18 protein-coding genes are annotated in these 22,111 nt (G+C 75.1%); 12 read left to right on the top strand and 6 right to left on the bottom strand.

Features of this window, described 5'->3' with window-relative positions; all coding sequences use genetic code 11:
- Positions 1-68 precede the first annotated feature (68 nt).
- The 5 genes from IPO09_03025 to phoU all read left to right on the top strand — a co-directional run bounded on the left by IPO09_03025 (position 69) and on the right by phoU (position 4,352).
- A complete protein-coding gene (locus tag IPO09_03025; protein MBK9516325.1) occupies positions 69-887 on the top strand; it encodes a phosphate ABC transporter substrate-binding protein in 819 nt (272 codons plus the stop codon).
- Positions 888-962: 75 nt separating this feature from the next.
- Positions 963-1,946, top strand: coding sequence for a phosphate ABC transporter permease subunit PstC (gene pstC, locus IPO09_03030; protein MBK9516326.1), 984 nt, complete (start codon positions 963-965; stop codon positions 1,944-1,946).
- Positions 1,943-2,857: a phosphate ABC transporter permease PstA gene (pstA, locus tag IPO09_03035; protein ID MBK9516327.1), complete on the top strand. Its 915-nt coding sequence runs from the start codon at positions 1,943-1,945 to the stop codon at positions 2,855-2,857. Before pstC ends, pstA begins: the two co-directional genes overlap by 4 nt.
- A gap of 42 nt (positions 2,858-2,899) precedes the next feature.
- Positions 2,900-3,643 carry a phosphate ABC transporter ATP-binding protein gene (locus tag IPO09_03040; GenBank protein ID MBK9516328.1) on the top strand — a complete coding sequence of 248 codons (744 nt, stop codon included), beginning with the start codon at positions 2,900-2,902 and terminating at the stop codon, positions 3,641-3,643.
- A gap of 25 nt (positions 3,644-3,668) precedes the next feature.
- On the top strand, positions 3,669-4,352 hold the full coding sequence (phoU, locus tag IPO09_03045; GenBank protein ID MBK9516329.1) for a phosphate signaling complex protein PhoU: 684 nt from the start codon (positions 3,669-3,671) through the stop codon (positions 4,350-4,352).
- A gap of 96 nt (positions 4,353-4,448) precedes the next feature.
- Here phoU and IPO09_03050 read toward each other — a convergent pair whose 3' ends face one another.
- Positions 4,449-4,601, bottom strand: a complete 153-nt coding sequence (locus IPO09_03050; GenBank protein MBK9516330.1) for a hypothetical protein — start codon at positions 4,599-4,601, stop codon at positions 4,449-4,451.
- 308 nt (positions 4,602-4,909) lie between these two features.
- Here IPO09_03050 and dctP point away from each other — a divergent pair, with 308 nt between their 5' ends.
- Positions 4,910-5,338, top strand: a complete 429-nt coding sequence (gene dctP / locus IPO09_03055) for a TRAP transporter substrate-binding protein DctP (GenBank protein ID MBK9516331.1) — start codon at positions 4,910-4,912, stop codon at positions 5,336-5,338.
- Positions 5,339-5,363: 25 nt separating this feature from the next.
- Here the strand turns inward: dctP and IPO09_03060 are convergent, their stop codons facing one another.
- A complete protein-coding gene (locus tag IPO09_03060) occupies positions 5,364-6,038 on the bottom strand; it encodes a CPBP family intramembrane metalloprotease (protein ID MBK9516332.1) in 675 nt (224 codons plus the stop codon).
- Between the two features lie 274 nt (positions 6,039-6,312).
- Here IPO09_03060 and IPO09_03065 point away from each other — a divergent pair, with 274 nt between their 5' ends.
- Entirely contained in the window at positions 6,313-7,041 is a 729-nt protein-coding gene (locus tag IPO09_03065) for a glycosyltransferase (GenBank protein MBK9516333.1), read from the top strand.
- The gene (locus IPO09_03070; protein ID MBK9516334.1) at positions 7,038-8,693 is read left to right on the top strand and encodes a glycosyltransferase family 39 protein; all 1,656 of its coding nucleotides are present in this window, start codon (positions 7,038-7,040) and stop codon (positions 8,691-8,693) included. The genes IPO09_03065 and IPO09_03070 overlap by 4 nt, the downstream gene beginning before the upstream one ends.
- A gap of 9 nt (positions 8,694-8,702) precedes the next feature.
- Here IPO09_03070 and IPO09_03075 read toward each other — a convergent pair whose 3' ends face one another.
- Positions 8,703-9,266 carry a nuclear transport factor 2 family protein gene (locus tag IPO09_03075; protein ID MBK9516335.1) on the bottom strand — a complete coding sequence of 188 codons (564 nt, stop codon included), beginning with the start codon at positions 9,264-9,266 and terminating at the stop codon, positions 8,703-8,705.
- Between the two features lie 197 nt (positions 9,267-9,463).
- Here IPO09_03075 and IPO09_03080 point away from each other — a divergent pair, with 197 nt between their 5' ends.
- Positions 9,464-12,214 carry an Ig-like domain-containing protein gene (locus IPO09_03080; protein ID MBK9516336.1) on the top strand — a complete coding sequence of 917 codons (2,751 nt, stop codon included), beginning with the start codon at positions 9,464-9,466 and terminating at the stop codon, positions 12,212-12,214.
- Positions 12,215-12,225: 11 nt separating this feature from the next.
- On the opposite strand, the gene IPO09_03085 is transcribed toward IPO09_03080, so the two are convergent.
- On the bottom strand, positions 12,226-13,995 hold the full coding sequence (locus tag IPO09_03085; protein ID MBK9516337.1) for a glycoside hydrolase family 15 protein: 1,770 nt from the start codon (positions 13,993-13,995) through the stop codon (positions 12,226-12,228).
- Between the two features lie 67 nt (positions 13,996-14,062).
- On the opposite strand from IPO09_03085, the gene IPO09_03090 reads away from it, so the two are divergent.
- Both IPO09_03090 and otsB read left to right on the top strand, forming a co-directional pair.
- On the top strand, positions 14,063-16,279 hold the full coding sequence (locus IPO09_03090; protein ID MBK9516338.1) for a trehalose-6-phosphate synthase: 2,217 nt from the start codon (positions 14,063-14,065) through the stop codon (positions 16,277-16,279).
- Positions 16,276-17,508, top strand: a complete 1,233-nt coding sequence (gene otsB, locus IPO09_03095) for a trehalose-phosphatase (GenBank protein MBK9516339.1) — start codon at positions 16,276-16,278, stop codon at positions 17,506-17,508. Before IPO09_03090 ends, otsB begins: the two co-directional genes overlap by 4 nt.
- Before the next feature lie 116 nt (positions 17,509-17,624).
- Here the strand turns inward: otsB and IPO09_03100 are convergent, their stop codons facing one another.
- On the bottom strand, positions 17,625-18,524 hold the full coding sequence (locus tag IPO09_03100; GenBank protein MBK9516340.1) for a LysR family transcriptional regulator: 900 nt from the start codon (positions 18,522-18,524) through the stop codon (positions 17,625-17,627).
- Positions 18,525-18,749: 225 nt separating this feature from the next.
- On the opposite strand from IPO09_03100, the gene IPO09_03105 reads away from it, so the two are divergent.
- Positions 18,750-21,140 (top strand): hypothetical protein, encoded by a 2,391-nt coding sequence (locus IPO09_03105; protein ID MBK9516341.1) that lies wholly within the window; start codon positions 18,750-18,752, stop codon positions 21,138-21,140.
- Positions 21,141-21,209: 69 nt separating this feature from the next.
- Here the strand turns inward: IPO09_03105 and IPO09_03110 are convergent, their stop codons facing one another.
- On the bottom strand, positions 21,210-22,010 hold the full coding sequence (locus IPO09_03110) for an SDR family oxidoreductase (GenBank protein ID MBK9516342.1): 801 nt from the start codon (positions 22,008-22,010) through the stop codon (positions 21,210-21,212).
- Between the last annotated feature and the right edge of the window lie 101 nt (positions 22,011-22,111).

Here is a 22,111-nt window from a genome sequence, read left to right on the forward strand (position 1 = left end):
CCCGGCCACCTCCTCCACCACTACGATCCAGCCACCCCACGACCTCGAAGCACCAGGAGACACCCCCCATGAAGCGTATCGCTCTCGCCCTCGCCGCGGCCCTCAGCCTCGCGCCGGCGCTCGCCCAGGCGGCCGTCACCGTCAAGGGCTCGGACACCATGGTCATCCTGGCCCAGCGCTGGGCCGAGACCTACATGAACAAGAACGCCGGCAAGAAGGTCCAGGTGACCGGCGGCGGCTCGGGCACCGGCATCGCGGCGCTCGTCAACGGCACCACCGACGTGGCCAACTCCTCCCGCCCCATCAAGGCCGACGAGTCTGCCAAGGTGCGCGACCGCTACAACGTGCTGCCGACCGAGACCGCGGTGGCCAAGGACGGCCTGGCGGTCTACGTGCACGAGTCGAACGGCGTGACCCAGCTCACCATGGCCCAGCTCGAGTCGATCTACCTGGGCGACGTCACCAACTGGAAGCAGGTCGGCGGCGCCGACGCCCCCGTGGTCCTCTACTCCCGTGAGAACTCGTCCGGCACCTACGTCTTCTTCAAGGACAACGTCCTCAAGGGCGAGGACTTCGCCGCCAGCGCCCAGACCCTCCCGGGCACCGCGGCGGTGGTCAACGCCGTCTCCAAGGAGAAGAACGGCATCGGCTACGGCGGCGCCGCCTACGCCAAGGGGGTCAAGGAGGTGAAGATCGTCGGCAAGGACGGCCAGGGCTACCTGCCGACCGCCGAGAACGTGAAGAGCGGCAAGTACCCGCTCTCCCGGGCGCTCTTCGTCTACACCCGCGGCAAGCCGTCCGGCGAGGCCAAGGAGTTCATCGACTACTGCCTCTCCGCCGAGGGCCAGGCGGTCGTCACCACGGTGGGCTACTTCCCCGTGAAGTGACGCCGTCACGGTCCCGTCACACGGCCGCCACGGGCTCGTCATCCCCACCTGAGAGATCACGCGCCCGTGACGGCCATGACCAAGACCCTGCATGGAGCGGCCAGCCCGCTCGGCACCATCCGGCGGCGGCAGTTCCGGGAGGGGGCCATCGAGCTCGGCGTCACGCTCGTGGCCCTCACCGGGATCGCCGCCGTCGTCCTGATCTTCGTCTTCGTGGCGCGCGAGGCGCTGCCGCTCTTCTCGAACCCGGAGCTGGCCAAGGAGACCGACCTCGGCCGCATGTTCCTGCCGCAGGTCTGGCGGGCCGGGCGGGCCGCCACCTACACCTGGCAGCCGGTCGGCGCCATCCCCAAGTACTCGATGATCCCGCTCTTCGTCGGCACCCTCAAGGTCACCCTGGTGGCCATGAGCGTGGCGGTGCCGGTGGGGATCGCGGCGGCCGTCTTCTCCTCCGAGTTCGCCCCGCCGAAGCTGCGCGAGGTCCTCAAGCCGGTCATCGAGCTGCTGGCCGGCATCCCCTCGGTGGTCCTGGGCTTCTTCGCCCTGGTGGTCCTGGCCACCTGGCTGCAGTCCGCCTTCGGCTTCACCTCCCGCCTCAACGCCGTCACCGCCGGCCTGGCGCTGGCCCTCACCATCATCCCGGTCATCTACACCGTGAGCGAGGACGCCCTCACGGCGGTGCCGGGCAGCTACCGCGAGGCCTCGCTGGCGCTGGGGGCCACCCGCTGGGAGACCGCCTTCCGCGTGGTGCTGCCGGCGGCCGCCCCGGGCGTGCTGGCCGCGGTGGTGCTCGGCTTCGGCCGGGCCATCGGCGAGACCATGATCGTGCTGATGGCCTCGGGCAACGCGGCCCAGACCACCTGGTCCTTCGGCGACTCCATCCGCACCCTGCCGGCCACCATCGCCGCCGAGATGGGCGAGGTGGTCTTCGGCGGTGGGCACTACGCGGTGCTGTTCTTCATCGGCATCGAGCTCTTCCTCTTCACCTTCGTCCTCAACAGCCTGGCCGCTCTCGTCGTGGGCCGGCTGGTGCGCCGCATGTCGGGGGCGGCCACGTGAGCCTCTCCGCGCGCAAGGCCGTCGGGGCCGGCCTGACCGGCCTGACCGGGGCGGCCGCCGCCCTGATCGTCGTCATGCTGGGCTTCATCCTGTGGGACGTGGTGGCCGGCGGCTGGACCCGCATCTCGCTCGAGTTCCTCACCCAGGCGCCCAGCCAGGGCATGACCGAGGGCGGCATCTTCCCGGCCATCTACGGCACCGCCATCCTCACCCTGCTCATGACCGTGGCGGTCATGCCGGTGGGCGTGCTCACCGCCATCTACCTGCACGAGTACGCCCCCAAGGGCGGCCGCCTGGCCGGGCTGGTGCGCATCGCGGTGCAGAACCTGGCCGGGGTGCCCTCCATCGTCTTCGGCCTCTTCGGCCTGGGCTTCTTCATCCAGTTCGTCGGGCGAGGCATGGACCGGGCGCTCTCCGCCGAGGGGGCCCTCACCTACGGCCAGCCGGCCCTCATCTGGGCGGCGCTGACCCTGGCCATCCTGACCCTGCCGGTGGTCATCGTCTCCACCGAGGAGGCGCTGCGGGCCGTGCCGCGCGAGTGGCGCGACGCCTCGCTGGCGCTGGGCGCCACCAAGTCGCAGACCCTGGCGCGGGTCATCCTGCCCTCGGCGGTGCCGGGCATCCTCACCGGCGCCATCCTGGCGGTGGCGCGGGGCGCGGGCGAGGTGGCCCCCATCCTCTTCACCGGGGTGGCCTACTTCCTGCCCGACCTGCCCACCAGCTTCTTCTCCCAGTTCATGCACCTCGGCTACCACGTCTACGTGCTGGCCACCCAGTCCACCGACGTGGAGGCCACCAAGCCGCTGCTCTACGCCACGGTGCTGGTGCTGCTCACGCTCACCTTCACCCTCAACCTGGTCGCCATCGTGCTGCGCATCCGCAGCCGCCGCGCCGCCGCCAGCGGTCACTGAGATCCCATGAGCCCCGAGACCGTCCCCCCGCCCCGCGCCAAGATGGAGGCGCGCGACCTCCAGATCTCCTACGGCCCCAAGGTGGCCGTGAAGGGGGTCACCCTGGCCATGACGGAGCACCGGGTCACGGCGCTGATCGGGCCGTCGGGCTGCGGCAAGTCCACCTTCCTGCGGGCCCTCAACCGGATGAACGACCTCATCCCCGGCGCCAGCATGCAGGGCCAGGTGCTGCTGGACGGGGAGAGCGTGCTGCAGGGGAGCCTCGACGTGGTGGAGCTGCGCCGCCGGGTCGGCATGGTCTTCCAGAAGTCCAACCCCTTCCCCAAGTCGATCTTCGAGAACGTGGCCTACGGGCTGCGGGTGGCCGGCCAGAAGGACCGGAAGCTCCTCGACGAGCGGGTCGAGCGGTCGCTGCGGGGCGCCGCCCTGTGGGACGAGGTGAAGGACCGGCTGGCCGAGAGCGCCATGGGGCTGTCGGGCGGCCAGCAGCAGCGCCTGTGCATCGCCCGCGCCCTGGCCATCGAGCCTGAGGTGCTGCTGATGGACGAGCCGGCCAGCGCCCTCGACCCCATCGCCACCGCCAAGATCGAGGACCTGATCCACGAGCTGAAGGACCGCTACACCATCGCCATCGTCACCCACAACATGCAGCAGGCGGCCCGGGTCTCCGACCAGACCGCCTTCTTCTACATGGGCGAGCTGGTCGAGGTGGGCCCCACCGAGCAGATCTTCACCAACCCGCGCGAGACGCGGACCGAGGACTACGTCACCGGGAAGTTCGGGTAGGCTCCCGGGCGTGAGCGCACACCACATGGCCAAGACGCACACCGACAAGGCCTACGAGGCCGAGCTGAAGTCCCTGCGTGAGCAGCTGCTCGAGATGGGGGGCCTGGTGGAGGCCGCCATCGCCGGCAGCGTGCGCGCGGTGGTGGAGCGCGACGCCGCCCTGGCCGAGCAGGTCAAGGTGAAGGACCGGGTGGTCAACCGGATGGAGGTGGCCATCGACCAGAGCTGCCGCCGCATCCTGGCGCTGCGCCAGCCGGCCGCCTCCGACCTGCGCTTCATCACCACCGCGCTCAAGATCGTCACCGACCTGGAGCGCATGGGCGACCTGGCGGTCAACATCTCGGAGCGGGCCGCCGACCTGGCCCAGGCGCCGGTGCTCCGGCCGCTGCACGACCTGGTCAAGCTGGCCGAGCTCTCCGAGGCGCAGCTCAAGCTGGCGCTGGACGCCTTCGTGACCGGCGACGTGGACCAGGCCGAGGCGGTGCTGAAGGGCGACGACCACCTCGACGCCCTCTACCTCAAGATCTTCAACGAGCTGCTGGGCCTGATGATGGAGGACCCGCGCTCCATCCGGCGCGCCACCTCGCTGATGTTCGTCGCCAAGCACCTGGAGCGCTTCGGCGACCACGCCACCAACCTGGCCGAGATGGTCATCTTCATGGTGCGCGGCACCGACGTGCGGCACCCCAAGAGCCGCGCCGAGGAGTAGGCGGCGCGGGGGCTCCAGGCTGGGCCCGACGCACCGAAGCGCGCGGCCGTCGGTCCCGCGGACCGACGGCCGTCCTCGTCCGGGAGCGGTGGCGCGTCAGCCGAGGTCGGCGTGCAGCTCGAGCCGGCGGACCGGCCGGTGGAGGGGATCGACCACCTCCATGCTCCCGCGCCGGCTCACGCCGTCGTCGTCGAGCAGCTCGCGGAAGATCAGGGCGGCCTGGCGCTCGTCCCAGGCACGGATGGTCATGCGGATGGTCCGCGTACGAGTGGTGAAGGTGCAGGCGAAGAGTTTTTCACGGGGAGTCGACATGGGGTGGACCTCGAGGGGCACCCTATAGCAACCTCGTGTGACGGCGGCGTGACGAAGGCGGCCTCTCGGGTGCGGTGGACACGGTGCCCTCCCCGGGGGCTGCGAAGCCCTGGGAGGGCTGCGCGCCAGCCCTTGCGCGCAAGGGCTGCGCAGGCTCCGGGCGCCCGGTCAGCCCCCCGGGATCACGGCGACATTCGTCACCGCGACGCCACGCGGGCGCGCGCACCACGTGAGACACCGAGCGCATGCCCCGCTCCCTCCTGATCACCCTGGTGCTCGCGGCACTCGCGGGAACGCCGCGACCCACCCCGGCCGCGGTGACCCTGAAGCTGGCCACCCTGGCCCCGAGCGGCTCGGCCTGGCACGACCTGCTCAAGGCGCTGGGCCAGGCCTGGGAGGCCGAATCGGGTGGCGAGGTGAAGGTGCGCGTCTACCCGGGCGGCGCCCAGGGCAGCGAGGGCGAGATGGTGCGCAAGCTCGGCATCGGCCAGCTCCAGGCGGCGGCGCTCTTTAGCGTGGGGCTGCACGACGTGGTGCGGGAGCCGCAGGCGCTCTCCACCCCGTTCCTGTTCCAGGACGAGGCCGAGCTGCGCTGCGCCATGGGGAGGGTGGTGCTGGCCCTCGACGCGGCGCGGGACGCCTGCCGGACCGGGAAGGCTCAGGCGGCGCGCTGAGCAGCGCGGCGCCCTGGCGAACGGCTCAGCCGCGCCCGTCGTAGAAGAAGTCGCCCAGCCCCAGGGTGAAGAGCAGGAGGCCGTAGAGGGAGTGCTCCAGCCAGACCGGCCCGAGCCGCCCGTGGCGCTGGTACCGCCAGGCCAGGATCAGGCCGGCCGGCAGCGAGAGGAGCGGCGCCACCAGGTTGGGGTAGACCAGGTGCAGCAGGGCGAAGGCCACGCCGCTGGCGGCCACCATGGCGCGCGGCCCGGGGAAGAGCGGCGCGTAGCGGCGGAAGAAGAAGGCCCGGTAGAGCAGCTCCTGCGGCCAGGCCGACAGGAGCGGGTAGAGCGCCAGCCCGAGCGCCCAGGTGAGCGGGGCCCGGCGCGGCAGGACCAGCAGGCTGGAGGGGGCGAGCCAGAGGACCAGCCCCGCGATGACCAGCGCCGCGGCGGCCGCGCGGAGCGCCACGCCGCCGGCCTCGGAGCGCAGCCCGGCCAGCCACCTCCCGCCGGCCTCGAAGCTGGGATCGCGCAGCAGCGCGGCGCCGGCCGCGGCCGCCACCAGCCCCAGGATCACCAGGCGGGGCAGCGGGATCAGGCCGGCGCGGACCGCCAGGGGGAGCGCGGCGAACAGCGCCAGGAACTCGGCGGCCCGCCAGAGGAGCTCGCTGCCCTCCAGGGCGGCGGCGGTGCGGGGGCTGGCGGGCGGCGTGGGCATGGGCGGGGTGGCGCGCCGGCTGGTCCCGGAGCGCGCCTCGTCGCCGGGGTGTCACGCACCGCCGGGGGTGATGCAACGGAATCGTGGCGGCCCGGGGCAGATGTCACACGGCCGGGGGCTCAGGGGCGCCGCGAGGCCTGCTCCGGCGCCAGCGGCCGCAGCAGCAGGCCGAGCTCACCGTCGAGTAGCCGGATCACAGGTGTCGGCGCCGGCCCCGGCCGCAGGCCGCTCGCGGTGCCCCCGGGCGGGTGCGACGGGGCATATGATGCGCCGGATGCTCAGCGTGGTGATCCCGGCCTACGACGAGGAGGCGACCCTCCCCGTGCACCTCGCCCGCCTGGTGCCGGTGCTGGAGCGGGTCGACGCCGGCGGCTGGGAGGTGCTGGTCGTCGACGACGGCAGCACCGATCGGACCGCCGAGGTGGTCGAGAGGCTCGGCCGCTCCCCGAAGGTCAGGGTGGTCCGGTCGCCCGCCAACCGCGGCAAGGGGGCGGCGCTCCGCCTCGGCGTGGCCGCCACCACCGGCGAGCTGGTCCTGACCTGCGACGCCGACATGGCGACGCCGCCGGAGACCCTGCTCCCGTTCCTGGCGGCCCTGCGCGGCGGGGCCGACGTGGTGATCGGCGACCGGCGCGGCCCGGCGGCGCGCATCGAGCGCCCGCAGCCCTGGCTGCGCCGGACGCTGGGGTCGGGGTACCTGTGGCTCTGCCGCTCGATGACCGGGGTGGAGCTGGCCGACTACAACTGCGGCTTCAAGCTCTTCCGCGGCGTCGTCGCCCGGGAGGTCATGGCCGCGACGACCACCGACGGGTGGGCCATCGACATGGAGAGCCTGGCCCTGGCCGTGCGCCGGGGGTACCGGGTGGTCGAGGTGCCGGTGACCTGGCGGGCCGGCGACGGCACGGCGGTGCGCCTGCGCCGCGACGTGGCCGCGACCTTGGCGGAGATGGTGCGGATCTGGTGGCGGCTGCGCCGAGCCGAGCGGCCGGGGCCGCCGCCGTGACCCGGCCGGCCTGGCTCCGCTGGCTGCTCCCGGCCCTGCTCGGGCTGCTGGTGCTCGCCACCTTCCGCGACTACGGCTACTCCTGGGACGAGAGCTGGCAGAACCGCTGGTACGGGCAGGCGGTGCTGCGCTTCCTGGCCTCGCTGGGCGCGGACCGCTCCGCGGTGACCACCAACAACTTCTACCTCTACGGCGGCACCTTCGACGCCGCGGCCGAGCTGCTGGTCGGCCTCTCCCCGCTGGTGCCGCGCGACACCCGGCACCTGGCCAACGCGCTGGCCGGCCTGGCCGGGATCGCCGGCTGCTGGGCGCTGGCGGGCCGGCTCGGCGGGCGGGCGGCCGGCGCCTGGGCGGCGCTGTTCCTGGCGGCCTGCGCGCCCTGGTACGGGCACATGTTCATCAACGCCAAGGACATCCCCTTCGCCGCGGCCACCACCTGGGCGCTGGTCCTGTGCCTGCGGTGGGCCGGCGAGTTCCCCAGGCCGCGCCCGGGGACCACCCTCGCGCTGGGGCTGGTCACCGGCCTGGCGCTGGGCGTCCGGATCGGCGGGGCCCTGATCCTCCTCTACCTGCTGCTCCTGGCGCTGCTCCTCGCCGTTCGCGGCGCCCTCCAGCACCGAGGGGGACGGATGGGCGACCTGACGGCGCACGCGCCGCGCCTGGCCGCCTCGCTGCTGGCGGTCGGGGGCGTCGCCTGGGCGGCCATGCTGGTCTGCTGGCCGGCCGCGCTGCTGCGCCCGGTGGCCATCCCGCTGGAGGCGCTCCGCGCGGCGAGCCAGTTCCAGTGGGTCGGTCCCCTGCTCTGGAACGGGCGCGAGGTCTGGTCGAACGACCTCCCCTGGAGCTACCTCCCGGTGCTCTTCGCGGTGCAGTTGCCGGAGGTGCTGGTGGTGCTCTTCGCCGCGTCGCTCGGCTGGGGCGCCCTCACCTGCTGGCCCTGGCGCCGCGGCGGTCCTCACCCGGGCGCCCCCGCCGCTGCCCTGCGGCCGGGGCTCGCCCTGCTCGTCCTGGCGACCCTGTTCCCGGTGGGCTGGGCGGTGGCCATGGGCTCGACGCTCTACGACAACGGCCGCCACTTCCTCTTCGTGCTGCCGCCGCTGGCCTGCCTGGCCGGGCTCCTCTGGTCGCGGCTGGTGGCGGCGGCCGCCGGGAGGCACGCGGCGCTCGGCCTGGCGCTGCCGCTCGCCCTGCTCGGCGCCCTGGCGCCCTCCACGGCCAGGATGGCCTCGCTCCACCCCTACGAGTACGCCTACCTGAACGCCTTCGCCGGCGGGATGCCGGCGGGCGCGCGCCGCTTCGACACCGAGTACTGGATCACCTCCTACCGGGAGGCGTCCCGGGCGGTGCTGGACCACGCCGCGGCGGTGGCGGCGGCGTCGGGCACGCCGCTCGCCTCCCTGCGCTTCCACGTGGCGGTGGTCGGCCCGCAGGAGGTCCTGGCCGGGGAGCTGCCGGAGAACTTCACGGTGGTCCCGGCCGACCAGGAGTCCCGCGCCGACTACCTGGTGGCGACCACCCGGTGGCGCTCCGACCTGTGGTGGCCGGACTGGCCGGAGATCGCCGCCGTGGGGCGCGCCGGGGTGCGCTTCGCCGTGGTCAAGGCCGCTCCCGGGCTGGTCCGGCTGGTGCCACCGGCGCCGCCGCGGGGCTGACGCCCGCGCCTACTTCGCCGGGGCCGTGGCGGGCTCGCCGGGCATCGGCGTCCCGCCCCAGCCACCCTCGACCATGGCCTTCACCCTCCACTCGCCGCCCTTGCGGAGCAGGACCATGCCGCTCGTCCCGCTCACCTTCTTCGGCCCGGCGGCCATGGTCCACCCGGCGCCCACCAGGGCCAGCGAGTCGGTGAGGAGCACGATGGTCCGCTTCCCCGGCACCATGGACCCGGGCGGCATGGGCTTCTCGTAGAACGGCTTCATCATCTGCACCCACTGCTCGCGGCTCCAGGGCTCCCCGGTGCCCTCGCCCTTGGCGTCGTCCGTCACCATCAGGACCGGGAAGTCGATGAGCGCCGCGGCGTCGTCGAGGGCGCCCTTGGTCGAGCACGTCTCCATCTTCTTCAGGAGCGCCTCGATCTCCTTGCGGTCCTTCTTCTCCTGCTTCAGGACCGGCGGTGCCCAGCCGGCCATTGGATCCGCGGCGGCGGCGGGCTGGTCCTCGGCGAACCCGGCCGAGGCGAGCGAGAGCGAGACCGCGAGGGCCAGCGTGAGGCGTGTGAGGGTGTTCATGGCGTGTCCTGTGGTGGGGAGGGAGCGGAACCCTCCTTGGCTGCCCGGCGCCGGGGCCGGGCGCCCCGCCCTGGTGGGGCGTCCCCCGGGAGGGCGGCCGCTGCTGGCGGCGGCCGGCCACCAGCGCCGGCGCGACTTCACCTCGCGTATGGTAAGACCCGGAGCCTCACCCCGCGACCACCGCCCCGGAGGCCTCCATGGCCAGCGCCCGCCACCTCGCCCGCACCGCCGCGCCCCTCCTCCTGGTCCTGGCGCTCGGCCTGGCGGGCTGCGGCAGCTCGACCCCGGGGGAGTGCAGCTCGGTGGACCAGTGTCCGCAGCCGGGCGGCTGCCGGGTGGCCACCTGCCTGGCGGGGGGCTGCGGCGTCGCCCCGCGTCCGGCCGGCACGGTGCTCGGCACCGGGGTGGCCGGTGACTGCCAGGCCCAGGTCTGCGACGGCGCGGGGGCCGTGGTCGCGGCCCGCGACGACGCCGACCTGCCGGAGGACGGCAACGCCTGCACGCAGGACACCTGCAACGCCGGCGCGCCGTCGAACGCGCCGCTCGACGCCGGCCAGCCCTGCGTCCAGGACCTCGGCGCCTGGTGCGACGGCGCCGGGCGCTGCGTCCAGTGCCTGGCCCCCTCCGACTGCCCTGGGGTCGACGGCGAGTGCGCCACCCGCACCTGCCTGGCCGGCGCCTGCGGCGTGGTCTTCGCCCCGCAGGGCACGCCCCTCCAGGACCAGGTGGCGGGTGACTGCCGGGTGAGCGCCTGCGACGGGGTGGGCAACCAGGTGACGCTGCCGCTCGACGCGGACCTGCCGGACGACGGCCAGGCCTGCACCCAGGATCTGTGCGCCGGCGGGGTGGCCTCCCACCAGCCGGTGGCCTCCGGCACGGGCTGCACCACCGCCCCCGGCGCCGGCCTGTGCGACGGCGCGGGGGCCTGCGTGCAGTGCCTGGTGGACGCCAACTGCGCCGGCGTCGACGGCCCGTGCGCCCACCCGACCTGCACGGCGGGGCGCTGCAGCACGGTCCTGGCGCCGGCCGGCACCTTCGCCGGCGACTTCGGGGCCGGGGACTGCAGCGCCGTGCTGTGCGACGGCGCCGGCAACGCCGCCGGCCAGGCCTACCCCGCCGACGTGCCGGTGGACGGAAACCCCTGCACGCTGGACGTCTGCACCGGCCTGACCCCCTCCAACCCGCCCGCGCCGGCGGCCACCAGCTGCGCGGTGGGCGGGGGCACGGTCTGCGACGGCGCCGGCGCCTGCGTCGAGTGCACCAGCGGCGCCCAGTGCGCCTCGCTGGTGTGCGCCGGCAACGCCTGCCAGGCGCCCAGCTGCGGCGACACCGTCAGGAACGGCCTCGAGACCGACCTCGACTGCGGCGGCCCGTGCCCGGCCTGCCTCGACGGCCGGAGCTGCGCCATCCCGGCCGACTGCCTGAGCCTGGTCTGCGCCCAGGCCCGCTGCGCCGCGCCGGCCTGCGGCGACTTCGTCAGGAACGGCGCCGAGACCGACGTGGACTGCGGCGGCGCCTGCCCCGCCTGCGCCCCCGGCCTGGCCTGCCGCCTCGACGTCGACTGCCGGAGCGGCGCCTGCGTGGCCGGCGTCTGCGGCGCGCCGCGGGTCACCTCCGTCACGCCGGCGTCGGGCGCGGCCGACGTGGTCCCGGGCACCGCCATCACGCTGACCTTCGGCGCCCCGCTCGACCTCGCCTCCATCACCTTCCAGGCGGCCGCCGGCCCCTGCACCGGCTCGGTGCAGCTCTCCGCCGACGGCTTCTCCACCTGCCTCGGCATCGCCGCCCGGAGCGCGTTCTTCGGCAGCCGGGACCTGCTCCTGAAGCCGGCCCTGCCGCTCGGCGGTCCGGCCACCTACCAGGTGCGCACCCTCGAGGGGCTCCTGTCGTCCACCGTGGGGGCCTTCCAGCCCTTCGTCCACCCCGGCTTCACGGTGGCCGCCGGCGGCGGCTGCGGCAGCGCGCTGGTGGTGAGCCAGGTCTACCCGGGCGGCGGCGCCGCCGGCGCCAGCTGGGCGGCCGACTACGTCGAGCTCCACAACCGCGCGCCGTCCACCATCTCGCTCGCCGGCCTGTCGCTGCAGGTCCCCTGGGGAAACCCCTGGGCCGTGCTGCCGCTCTCCGGCAGCATCCCGTCCGGCGGCTACCTGCTGATCCAGGTCGGCGCCGCCGGCGCCACCGGGGCGGCGCTGCCGGCGCCCGACCTGGCCCTGGCCCCGCCCGTGAGCCTGGCCGCCACCGGCGGCATCGTGACGCTCCTCTCCACGACCACGGCGAACTCCAGCGGGGGCTGCCCCCCCGTCGGGCTCCTCGACGCCGTCGGCTACGGGACCTCGCAGGGCGCGCCGGTCTCCTGCAAGGAAGGGGTGGCTCCGGCGACGGCCCCGGCCGATGCGGGGGCGGCGCTGGTGCGCGCCGGCGCCGGCTGCGGCGACACCGACGACAACGCCTTCGACCTGGCCTCGCAGCTGGCCGTGCCCCGCACGTCGTCCAGCCCGCCGCTGGCCTGCGGCTGCGCCGGGAGCGCGGTGAACGAGAGCGGCGCCACCGTGGAGATGGACTTCTGCATCGTCCAGGTCCCGGTCTCGCTCACGTTGCAGGCCGGCACCACCAGCCCGCCGGTCTCCGGCCGGGTCTTCGAGGCCGGGGTCACCGAGGCGCCGGGCCCGTCGGTCCTCGTCGGCCAGCTCGGCCACGGGCCGGCCGGCAGCGACCCGCGCTACGCGGTCGGCTGGACCTGGGTGGCCGCCAGCTTCAACGTCCAGGTCGGCAACGACGACGAGTACCAGGCGTCGTTCTCCGCCCCGGCCCCTGGCAGCTACGCCTACGCCTACCGCTTCAGCCCGGACGGCCAGCGCTGGACCTACTGCGACGCGGACGGCGCGGGCGCCAACGGCGGCCTGTTCTTCGAGCCCTGGATGCTCCCGCCGCTCACCGTGACGCCCTGAAGTCAGGCCCGCTACAGCACCTCCGGCCAGCGCGGCGAGGCGTCGAAGGCCGCGTGGATGAGCCCGACGTGGGAGTAGGCCTGCGGGTAGTTGCCCCAGAGCCGGCGTGACGTCGGGTCGAAGTCCTCGGAGAGCAGCCCGAGCGGCGAGAGGGCCTCGAAGGCCAGCTCCAGCCGGCGCCGCGCCTCCTCCACCCGCCCCAGGCCGGCCAGCGCCTGCACCAGCCAGAAGGTGCAGAGCACGAAGGCCACCTGGGGCCGGCCGAAGCCGTCGTCGTGGCCGTAGCGATCCAGCCAGTCGCCGCGCCCCAGGGTGCGCGAGATGGCGTCCACCGTGGCGATGAGGCGCGGGTCGTCGCGCGGCAGGAAGCGCAGCGGCACCATCAGGAGCAGCGAGGCGTCGAGGTCGTCGGTGGCGTAGGAGGCGGCGAAGGCGGGGAGCTGCGGCCGCCAGCAGCGCGCCAGGATCTCGGCGTGGAGGCGGCTGGCCTGGGCCGCCAGCTCGGCCCCGCTGCCGGTGGCCCGGCGCTCCAGCACGGCGGCCACCCGGTCGGCCGCCGCCCAGCTCATCAGCGTGGAGAAGGTCTGGGGCGTCCACTCGCTGCGGTACTCCCAGATGCCGGCGTCGGGCGTCCCCGCCACCAGGACGGCCTTGCGGGCCAGCCGCACCACCAGCTCGAGGGCGGCGTCGGAGCGCTCGTCGCGGAACCGCTCGTCGAGGAAGACCGGCACCAGCGACAGCGCCGTCTCGCCGTAGACGTCGTGCTGCCGGTGGGTGGCGGCGCCGTTGCCGGTGCGGACCGGCCCGTGCCCCTGGTAGCCGGCCCACCCCTCCAGCTGCGCCTCGTCGAGGTCCGAGCGGCCGTCGATGCGGTAGAGCGGCTGCAGGTCGAGGTCCGGCGAGCCGCCGGCCACGTCGAGGAGCCACTGGGTGAAGCGCTCGCGCTCCTCGAAGCAGCCGAGCCGGCGCAGCGCCCCGAGCACGAAGAAGGCGTCGCGCAGCCAGCAGTAGCGGTAGTCCCAGGTGCGGCCGGAGCCGGGGGCCTCCGGCAGGGAGGTGGTGGTGGACGCCACGATGGCGCCGGTGTCCTCGAAGCAGTGCAGCTTGAGCGTCAGGGCCGACCGGATCACCTGGGCCTGGTAGGCCGCCGGGATGTCGCAGGCCTTGACCCACCGCTGCCAGTACCGCGACGTCTCGGCGAGGAAGCGGTCCGCCAGCGGCTGCAGCGGCTCCTCGATGGGCGCGCCCCAGGTGAGCGCCAGGTGGCGCCGCCCGGTCAGCGTGAAGGGCTGGCCGGCCAGGTAGGAGAGCGGCACGTCGGTGGTGAGCCGGAGCTGCGCCGGGAACCCCTCGAAGCGGACGTGGTTCGAGCCCGTGACGCGGTCGGCGCGCCGGCCGGACCAGCCCAGCACCGGCTCGCACTGGACCTGGACCCGGGGGGTGCCGCGGATGGGCTCGAGGATGCGGAAGAGCTGGGTGGGGTGGAAGGCCCGCTGGTGCTGCTCGAAGCGGGGCGCGAAGTCGATGACCCGGAAGGCGCCCTGGCCGTCGTCGAACTCGGTGACCAGCACGTTGGTGTTGGGCAGGTAGTGCTGCCGACCCAGCCCCCCCCCGGCCGGGCCGACCCGGAAGCGACCGCCCCGCTCCCGGTCCAGCAGGCCCGCCAGGACCGGCTCGGCGTCGAAGCGGGGCAGGCAGCACCAGACGACGTCGCCGTCGGCCGCCACGTGCGCCGCGAACTGTCCATTCCCGATGAGCCCGATCTCCTCGAGGCGCGGCATGGCGTTGACCTCCCAGGCCTGGCGTCTTACACCCGATCCGACCTACGTTGCACCTGCAACCCAGCCCATGCGCGCCGCCCTCCGCTTCCTGCTGCTCCTCGTCGCCAGCCTGGCGCTGGTGGCCTGGGGCGCCTCCGCGCTCTTCAACCGCCAGGCCCGGGTCTGGGCCGAGCGGGACATGGCGCTGCGGGCCCGCCTGGCGGTCTCGGCGGCCGGGCCCTCGCTGCGGGCGGCCTCCCAGCAGGAGGCGCGCGCGGTGCTCGACGTCTTGGTCCGCGACGAGCGGCTCATGGGCTCCGCCCTGTGCTGGCGCGACGGCCGCTCGGAGGCCGCCACCGATCGGCTCCCGGCCCGCCTGGGCTGCGCCGCCCTCCCGGTGGAGGCGCGCGAGGCCGGCGAGGCGGGCTGGGACCACACCGTGGCCGGGCCCGCCGGCAGCACCCACCTCACCGTGATGCCCGTCGACGACCAGCCGCAGGGGCGCCTGCTCCTGCTGGTGCACGACCTCTCCTTCGTGGATCGCCGGGCCGGCACCACGCGCCGCTACACCTTCCTGGCCTTCGCCCTGGTCGGGCTGCTCGGCGCGGCGGCGGCGGCGGCGGTGGCGCGGCTCTCCTGGCTCTCGTGGACGGCGCAGCTGCGAAAGGTGCTGCTGGCGCCCTTCCGCGCCGCCGAGGTCCCCACGCCGCGCCACTTCCAGCCGCTCCTCTCCGACGTGCGGGACCTGGTGGCCAGCCTGGCGGCGGAGGAGTCGCGCACCGAGGCCGGCTGGACGCCGGAGCGGCTCCGGCTGGTGCTGCGCCGGCAGCTGGGCGGCGAGGGCATCCTGGTGGTGGCCAACCGCGAGCCCTACATCCACGAGCACGACGGCCAGGGCGGGATCCGCGTGGCGCACCCGGCCTCTGGCCTGGTGACGGCCCTGGAGCCGGTCATGCGCGCCTGCTCCGGCACCTGGATCGCCCACGGCAGCGGCGACGCCGACTTCGAGGTGGTGGACGCCAGGGACCACGTCGGCGTCCCGCCCGGCCGGCCGGTCTACGACCTGCGCCGGCTGCGCCTCTCCGAGGCGGAGGAGCAGGGCTACTACTACGGCTTCTCCAACGAGGGGCTCTGGCCGCTCTGCCACGTGGCCCACACCCGCCCGGAGTTCCGCTCGGCGGACTGGGAGCAGTACCAGCGGGTCAACCGCCGGTTCGCCGAGGCGGTGGCCGAGGAGGCCACCTCGCCCGACCCCATCGTGCTGGTGCAGGACTACCACTTCGCCCTCCTGCCCCGGTACCTGCGCGAGCGGCTGCCGCGCGCCACCATCCTCACCTTCTGGCACATCCCCTGGCCCAACGCCGAGCGCTTCGGCATCTGCCCCTGGGAGCGGGCGGTGCTCGAGGGCCTGCTGGGCAGCTCCATCGTGGGGTTCCACACCCAGGCCCACTGCAACAACTTCATGGAGTCGGTGGACCGCTACCTGGAGACCCGGCTCGACCGCGAGCGCCACTCGGTGGTGCAGGGCGGCCGCGAGACGCTGGTGCGCCCGTACCCCATCTCCATCGAGTGGCCGAGCCGCTGGGCCGACGGCGCCCCCTCGGTGGCCGAGTGCCGGGTGGCCGTGCGCCGCGAGCTCGGCATCCCGGACGACGCCCTGCTGGGCCTGGGGGTGGACCGCCTCGACTACACCAAGGGGATCGAGGAGCGGCTCCTGGCGGTGGAGCGGCTGCTGGAGCGCTCGCCCGAGTACCACGGGCGCTTCTGGTTCGCGCAGGCGGCCGCCCCCAGCCGGGCCATCATCCCGGCCTACCGGGCGCTCGGGGAGCGGGTCGAGGCGCTGGCCCAGCGCATCAACCAGCGCTTCGCCCGGCCGGGCTGGTCACCCATCCTGCTGGCGCGCCGCCACCACGAGCCGCCCGACGTCTTCCGCATGTACCGGGCGGCGGACCTCTGCTACGTGTCCTCGCTGCACGACGGCATGAACCTGGTGGCCAAGGAGTTCGTGGCGGCCCGCGACGACCAGCGCGGCGTGCTGGTGCTGTCCCGCTTCACCGGCGCCTCGCGCGAGCTCACCGAGGCCCTGGTGGTCAACCCCTACGACATCGACTCCTCCGCCACCGCGCTGGCCGCGGCGCTGGCCATGCCGGCCCTGGAGCAGGAGGAGCGGATGCGCTCCATGCGGGCGCTGGTCTCCGAGCTCAACGTCTACCGCTGGGCCGGCAAGATGCTGCTCGACGCCACCCGCACCCGGCGGCGCGAGCGGCTGGTGACCAAGCTCTCGTCGGGCGGCGGCGCGCGATGAGCGAGCTCCTGGCGCCGGGGCTGGAGCAGGTGGTGCGCTCGCTGGCGCGGCCCGGGACCCTGGTGGTGCTCGACTTCGACGGGACCTTGGCGCCCATCGTGGCCGACCGGGACGCGGCCCGGCTGACGGTGCGCTCCCGCACGGCGCTGCTGCGGCTGGCGCGCCTCTACCCGGTGGCGGTCCTGAGCGGGCGGGCCCTGGAGGACGTGCGGGCGCGCCTGGAGGGCGCGCCGGTGCGCTGGGTGGTGGGCTCCCACGGCGCCGAGTGGCCCGGCGAGGGGCAGCGGCACCGCGCCTGGCGCCGCGCCATCCTGCGGTGGCGGGCCGTGCTGGCGCGGCGGCTCCAGGGGCTCGAGGGGGTGGACCTGGAGGTCAAGCCGCTGGCCCTGGCGGTGCACTACCGGCGCAGCCCGGCGCGCCGCCTGGCGGAGGCGCGCATCGACGACGCCACCGCGGACCTCCCGGGCGCGGCGGTGGGGCTGGGGAAGCTGGTCGTGAACCTGGTGCCCGCCGAGGCCGGCGACAAGGGGACGGCCCTGCAGCGCCTGGTGAAGGAGGCCGGCGCCAGGCGCGTCCTGTTCGTCGGCGACGACGTGACCGACGAGGCGGCGTTCGGGGCCAGCCTGGAGATCTCGGCGGTGATGGCGCGGGTGGGGCGGGATCCGGCCAGCCGGGCCAGGTACTGGCTGCGGCGCCGCGCCGACGTGGACCGGCTGCTGGAGCGGCTGTGCCTGCTGCGCGAGGCGGCCGGCGCCACCCCGGACCGGGCGGCGCCCACGCTGGACGGGGACGTGGAGGCGCTCGGCGCGGTGCTGGGCTTCCTGAAGGAGCTCTGGGCGCTGGAGCAGGCCCTCGACCAGCGCTCCCGGGCGCTGCTGGCCCGCCACGGTGTGACCGGTCCGCAGCGGCTGCTGGTGCGGGTGGTCGAGCGGCTCGGGCCCATCAGCCCGGCCCGGCTGGCGCGCGTGCTGCACGTCCACCCCTCGTCCGTCACCCGCCTGACCCGCCGCCTGGAGGCGCGCGGAGCCATCCGCCGCAGGCCGCAGCCCGGCCACGCCGGGCGCTTCCTGCTGGAGCTGGGCCCCGGCGGCGAGCGGGTGGCGGGGCTCACGGCGGACACCGTGGAGGGCGCCATCCGGTCGGCGCTCCGGGCGGCCAGCCCGCAGGACGTGGAGGCCACCCGGCGGGTGGTGGCGCTGGTGACCAGGCGGCTGGCGCCCCGGCGGTGACGCGGGGGCCGCCCGGGGCGGCGCGAGGCGCCAACGCCCGCCTGGTCCTCGAGCCCTGGGTGCTCGCGCCGATCACCGCGACGCCCTGAGCGGGCCCGCCGGCCCCTGCCGGTCCCTCAGGGCGCCGTGAACTCCCAGTCGCAGGTCTGGGCCAGCTGCAGCTCGAAGGCCCTGACCGCGGCGGAGGGAAGCCGGCCCGCCGGGGTGACGAGCTGGATGGCCAGCGGCGGCCGCTCGAAGCCGGCCAGCACCACCTGGAGCCGCCCGGCCCGCAGCGCCTCGGCCGCCTGGTAGGCCAGCACCTGGGTGAGCCCGCCGCCCTGCTCGGCGTACCCGAGGGCGGCGTCGGCGCTGTTGGTGACGAAGCGCGGGGCCAGCGCCACCCGCACCTCGGCGCCGTCCCGCCGGAAGCGCCACTCCGGCCCGGCGCTCACCCCGGTGAAGGAGATCAGCTCGTGGCGGGCCAGCTCCTCGGGGCGCCGCGGGGTGCCGCGCCGCCGCAGGTAGGCGGGCGCGCCCACCACCACCCGCCGGGTGCGGCCCACCGGGCGGGCCACCAGGCCCGGGTCGCCGACGTGGCCGATGCGGACCGCCACGTCCACGCCCTCCTCCACCAGGCTGACGGCGCGGTCGGCCAGCAGGAGCTCGCCGGCCAGCGCCGGGTGGCGCGCCAGGAAGGCGCACACGAGCGGGGCCACGTGCTGCCGCCCGAAGAGGTTGGGCGCGGCCACCACCAGGCGCCCGGCCGGCGCGCCCTGGTCGCCGAGGGCGACGCCCTCGGCCTCGGTCACGTCGGCCAGCACGCGGCGGGCCCGCGCCAGGTAGCGGGTCCCGGCCTCGGTGAGCGCCACGCGGCGGGTGGTGCGGGTGAGGAGCCGGACGCCCAGGTGGGCCTCCAGGGCCGCCACCTGCCGGGTCACGGCCGGGCGGGAGAGGCCGCGCCGGCGCGCCGCCGCGGCGAAGGCCCGCAGGTCGGCCACCGCGACGAAGGTGGCCATGGCGTCCAGGCGGTCCACCAGGTCATTTCAGTTCCAGGAACAGTGTGGTGTCAAGTGGCGGCATTGTTTCGCACTGTCCGGTGGGTTGCTCCGGGGCCACGGCGCGGCGGCGGCGGGGTGGCGCGGGGTGGCGCGGCCGCAGCGGCGCGGGGGTGGCGGTCCCTCGCGCAGCGGCGCGGTTCCGCTCGCACTGGCCCCAGGATGGCCCGGGCCGGTAGCATCCTCGACTGGAGGAGCACCCGCATGCCCCAGCACCAGCCGGCCCACGCCTCGTCCCTGCGGCGGGCGCCCGCAGGGCCAGCCGCACCCGGGAGGGCGCTCGCCACCCGGGTGCTCCCGGCGGCCCTCCTGCTCGGGCTCTGCGCCCTGGCCCCGCCCGCCGCCCTGGCCGCCGAGGAGGAGCCCACCTTCTGGCTCATCCACCAGGCGCGCGGCGTGGTGGGCGGGGACTGGTACCGCTCCGAGGTGCAGGAGCGCTACGAGCTGTGCGACGACTGGCCCCAGCCGGCGGCCCGGCCGGGCGCCGCGCCGGGGCAGAAGGCCTCCCGCTCCCGCGACCTCTTCACCCGCGCCCGCGGCCTGCGCGGGCTCTCCCGCGGCGCCCGGCTCCACTTCTGCCGGGTGGGCGGCTCCGGGCACGGCCAGGACAGCGCCGGCTCCGACGCCAGCCTGGCGATCCTGCCCGACGGGCGGGCCGCCGCCCGGGGCGTGGCGGTGGAGGCGGGCTCGCCTCCCGTCCGCACCCCGTTCGCCGTCGAGGACGACCCCACCGACGGCGCTCCCGGCCGGTCCACGCCGCTGGCCGAGCTGGAGCGCACCGCCTCGGGCGCCCGGCTGGTGGTGCGGCCGGACGCGGTGCTCGAGACCGGCGGCTACGGCCTCTTCGGCGCCACCCACTACGCCGCGCTCGACAAGACGCCGGCGCAGCACGCCGCCTGGTCCACCTTCGAGCTGACCGACCAGGACCTGGCCGCCTTCGGCGAGCTCGATCGCAGCCGGGCCATCTCCATCTCCGGTGAGCCCGAGGCGCGCTTCACCCTGACCCTGCTCCTGAAGGCCAGGCTGCCGGACCTGGGCGAGGTGCTGGTGGAGGCCGAAGGGTACGCGGACTGGCGGCCGCGCGGCGACCTGGCCACCCCGGCCCAGCCGGCCGCCCACCTCACGGTGTCTGCCCGGGTGCAGGCCTCCGGCGACGGGGAGGCGCGGAGCGATCGGAAGGTGCGGCTCACCTTCACGCTGAAGGGGGTCTCGTCGCAGAAGGGGGTCTGCAACAACGGTCCGGCCGAGCGGGCGGACACCAGCGCCGACCTGCGCCTGCTCCCGGCCCGCAACCCCGGGCTGGAGGTGCTGGACGAGACCACCGCCCGCACCCGGGAGCTGGTGGCCGAGGCCCGGGCCACCGTCTCCAGCTTCGACTACGGCGCCTGGGGGCGCCTGGTGGTGACGGCGGTGGACTCGAAGGGGCGCCCGGTGCCGGTCACGGTGAAGGGGCGCGAGGGCAAGGTGGGCGCGGCCCTGCCCATCCCGAAGGACGACGACGAGAACCGGGTGGCCGACGCCTGGCAGGAGCGGCACGGCCTGATGGGCCGGCCCGGCGCCGACGACGAGGACGACAGGCCCCAGGGCAACGGCTTCGCCGGCGACGGCCTGACCCTCTACGAGGAGTACCGGGGCTTCCAGGTGAAGGGTGCCTGGCGCGAGACCGACCCCAGGAAGAAGGACCTCTTCGTCTGCGACGAGACCGAGTTCGCCGGGCCCGGCATCGGCCTCTTCGAGGTGGCCACAGGGCTCGCGGTGCACCAGGTGACCTGCCCCGAGCTGGGCCAGGACCGGGTCGTCAACCGGCACTTCAGCGAGGGGCCGCACGTGGTGGACCAGCACGGCCTGCGCATCGTGCCCGGGCCGAAGGGCAGCGACCCCATCAACGTGGGAGACGTGGCCATCGGGCCGCCCCGCACCTCCCACCACATCCAGCTGCCGAAGGGCGGCGCGGGGGCCAGCCCCAGCGCCACCGCGGCCCAGGACTGGGCGTCCGACGTGGCGCACGAGCTGGGCCACGGCACCGGCCTGACCCACCACGGCGAGGGGAACCGGCGGGCGGTGGTGCTGCGCTGGGTGGACGGTCCGGACGGCGGGAAGGCGCTGTACCGGGTCGAGGTTGACGAGGAGACGCGGCAGCCCATCGAGCAGGGGCGCTTCATCACCCTGCTCGACGAGGCCACCGGCCGGCGGCTCGGGCCGGACGATCCGCCGCCGGAGGGCTCGAAGGCGCTGGCCAAGGGGCGCCTCATCATCTGGGAGCTGGGCAAGCAGGGCCAGGCGAGCGGGGTCGACACCTGCCTGATGCGCTACGCCGACCGCGGGCTCTTCGTCTCCAGCCGGCTCCCCGACACCGACTACGTGCCGGACCCCTCCGGGTGGCGGGCGCGCACCCGGCTGTGCAGCGGGGCCGCCGGCACCGGCGTCAACGCGCCAGACCACCTGCCCGAGCCGCGCTACGGCGACGCGGTCAGCGGCAACTGCCAGGGGAAGCTGGTGGTGAACGACCGGTACCGGACCGACGAGGACCGGGGCCGAAAGGACCTGCCGGGCGACCTGCCGCTGCCCGGCGCGCCGGGCGCCAGCGGGAGGTGAGCTGGCCCGGCCGTGGCCCGGCCGGCTGGACCGCCCGGCGGCCGTGCCGCAGCGCCGCCTCCGCGGTCGCTACCCGACCACGTCCTCGGTGCCGTCGATGCCGAGCACGTTGCCGGTGAGCCAGGTGGTGTCCGGCCGGGCCAGCGCCACCACCACCGCGGCCACGTCGGCCGGCGTGGTGAGCCGGTGGGCGGGGTGCATCGCCAGGCAGTTGTCGATCATCTTGTCGTTGCCCGGGATCTTGCGCAGGGCCGGCGTGTCGGTGACGCCGGCGCGCAGCGCGTTGACCGCGATGCCGTGGTTCACCAGCTCCACCGCCAGCTGCCGGCAGTGGGCCTCCAGCGCCGCCTTGGCGGCCGAGACCGCGCCGTAGGACTTCCAGACCCGGTGGCTGCCGGCGCTGGTCATGGCGAAGACGTGGCTGCCGCGGGCCATCAGCCCGGCCCGGAGGACGTCCTGCACCCAGTAGACGAGGCTGTGGGCCATGACGTCGAGCGTCATGTCCACCTGCGGGCGGGTGATGGCGTCGGCCTCGGCCTCGGTGACGAAGGGCTTGAGCGCGCCGAAGGCCAGGGAGTGCAGCAGCACGTCCACGCCGGCCGGGTCGCCGGCCTCGGCCAGCACCCGGCGCACCTCGGCCAGCACCTCGGCCCGCCGCTCGGGATCGGCCGCGTTGACGTTGAAGAAGACCGAGCGGCCGCCGGCCGCCTCGATCTCGGCCTGGATCCGCTCCACGTTGGGCAGGGTCGCCTTGCGGTCGAGGTGCACGCCGAAGACGTTGCGGCCGCCGCGGGCCAGCGCGAGGCCGATGGCCTCGCCGAAGCCGGACGAGGCGCCGAGCACGAGGGCCCACTTCCTTCTGGTTGGCATCGGCCATAGATGGCCGAGGGGCGACCGCGGGTCAAGGACGCGTCCTGGCCACGGGGGAGGGGATGTGGGTGCGGTGTCGCCGGCCGGCCCGCCGTCCCCTG

It is taken from the genome of Anaeromyxobacter sp. (assembly GCA_016718565.1).
In the GTDB taxonomy this organism is placed as follows: Bacteria; Myxococcota; Myxococcia; order Myxococcales; family Anaeromyxobacteraceae; genus JADKCZ01.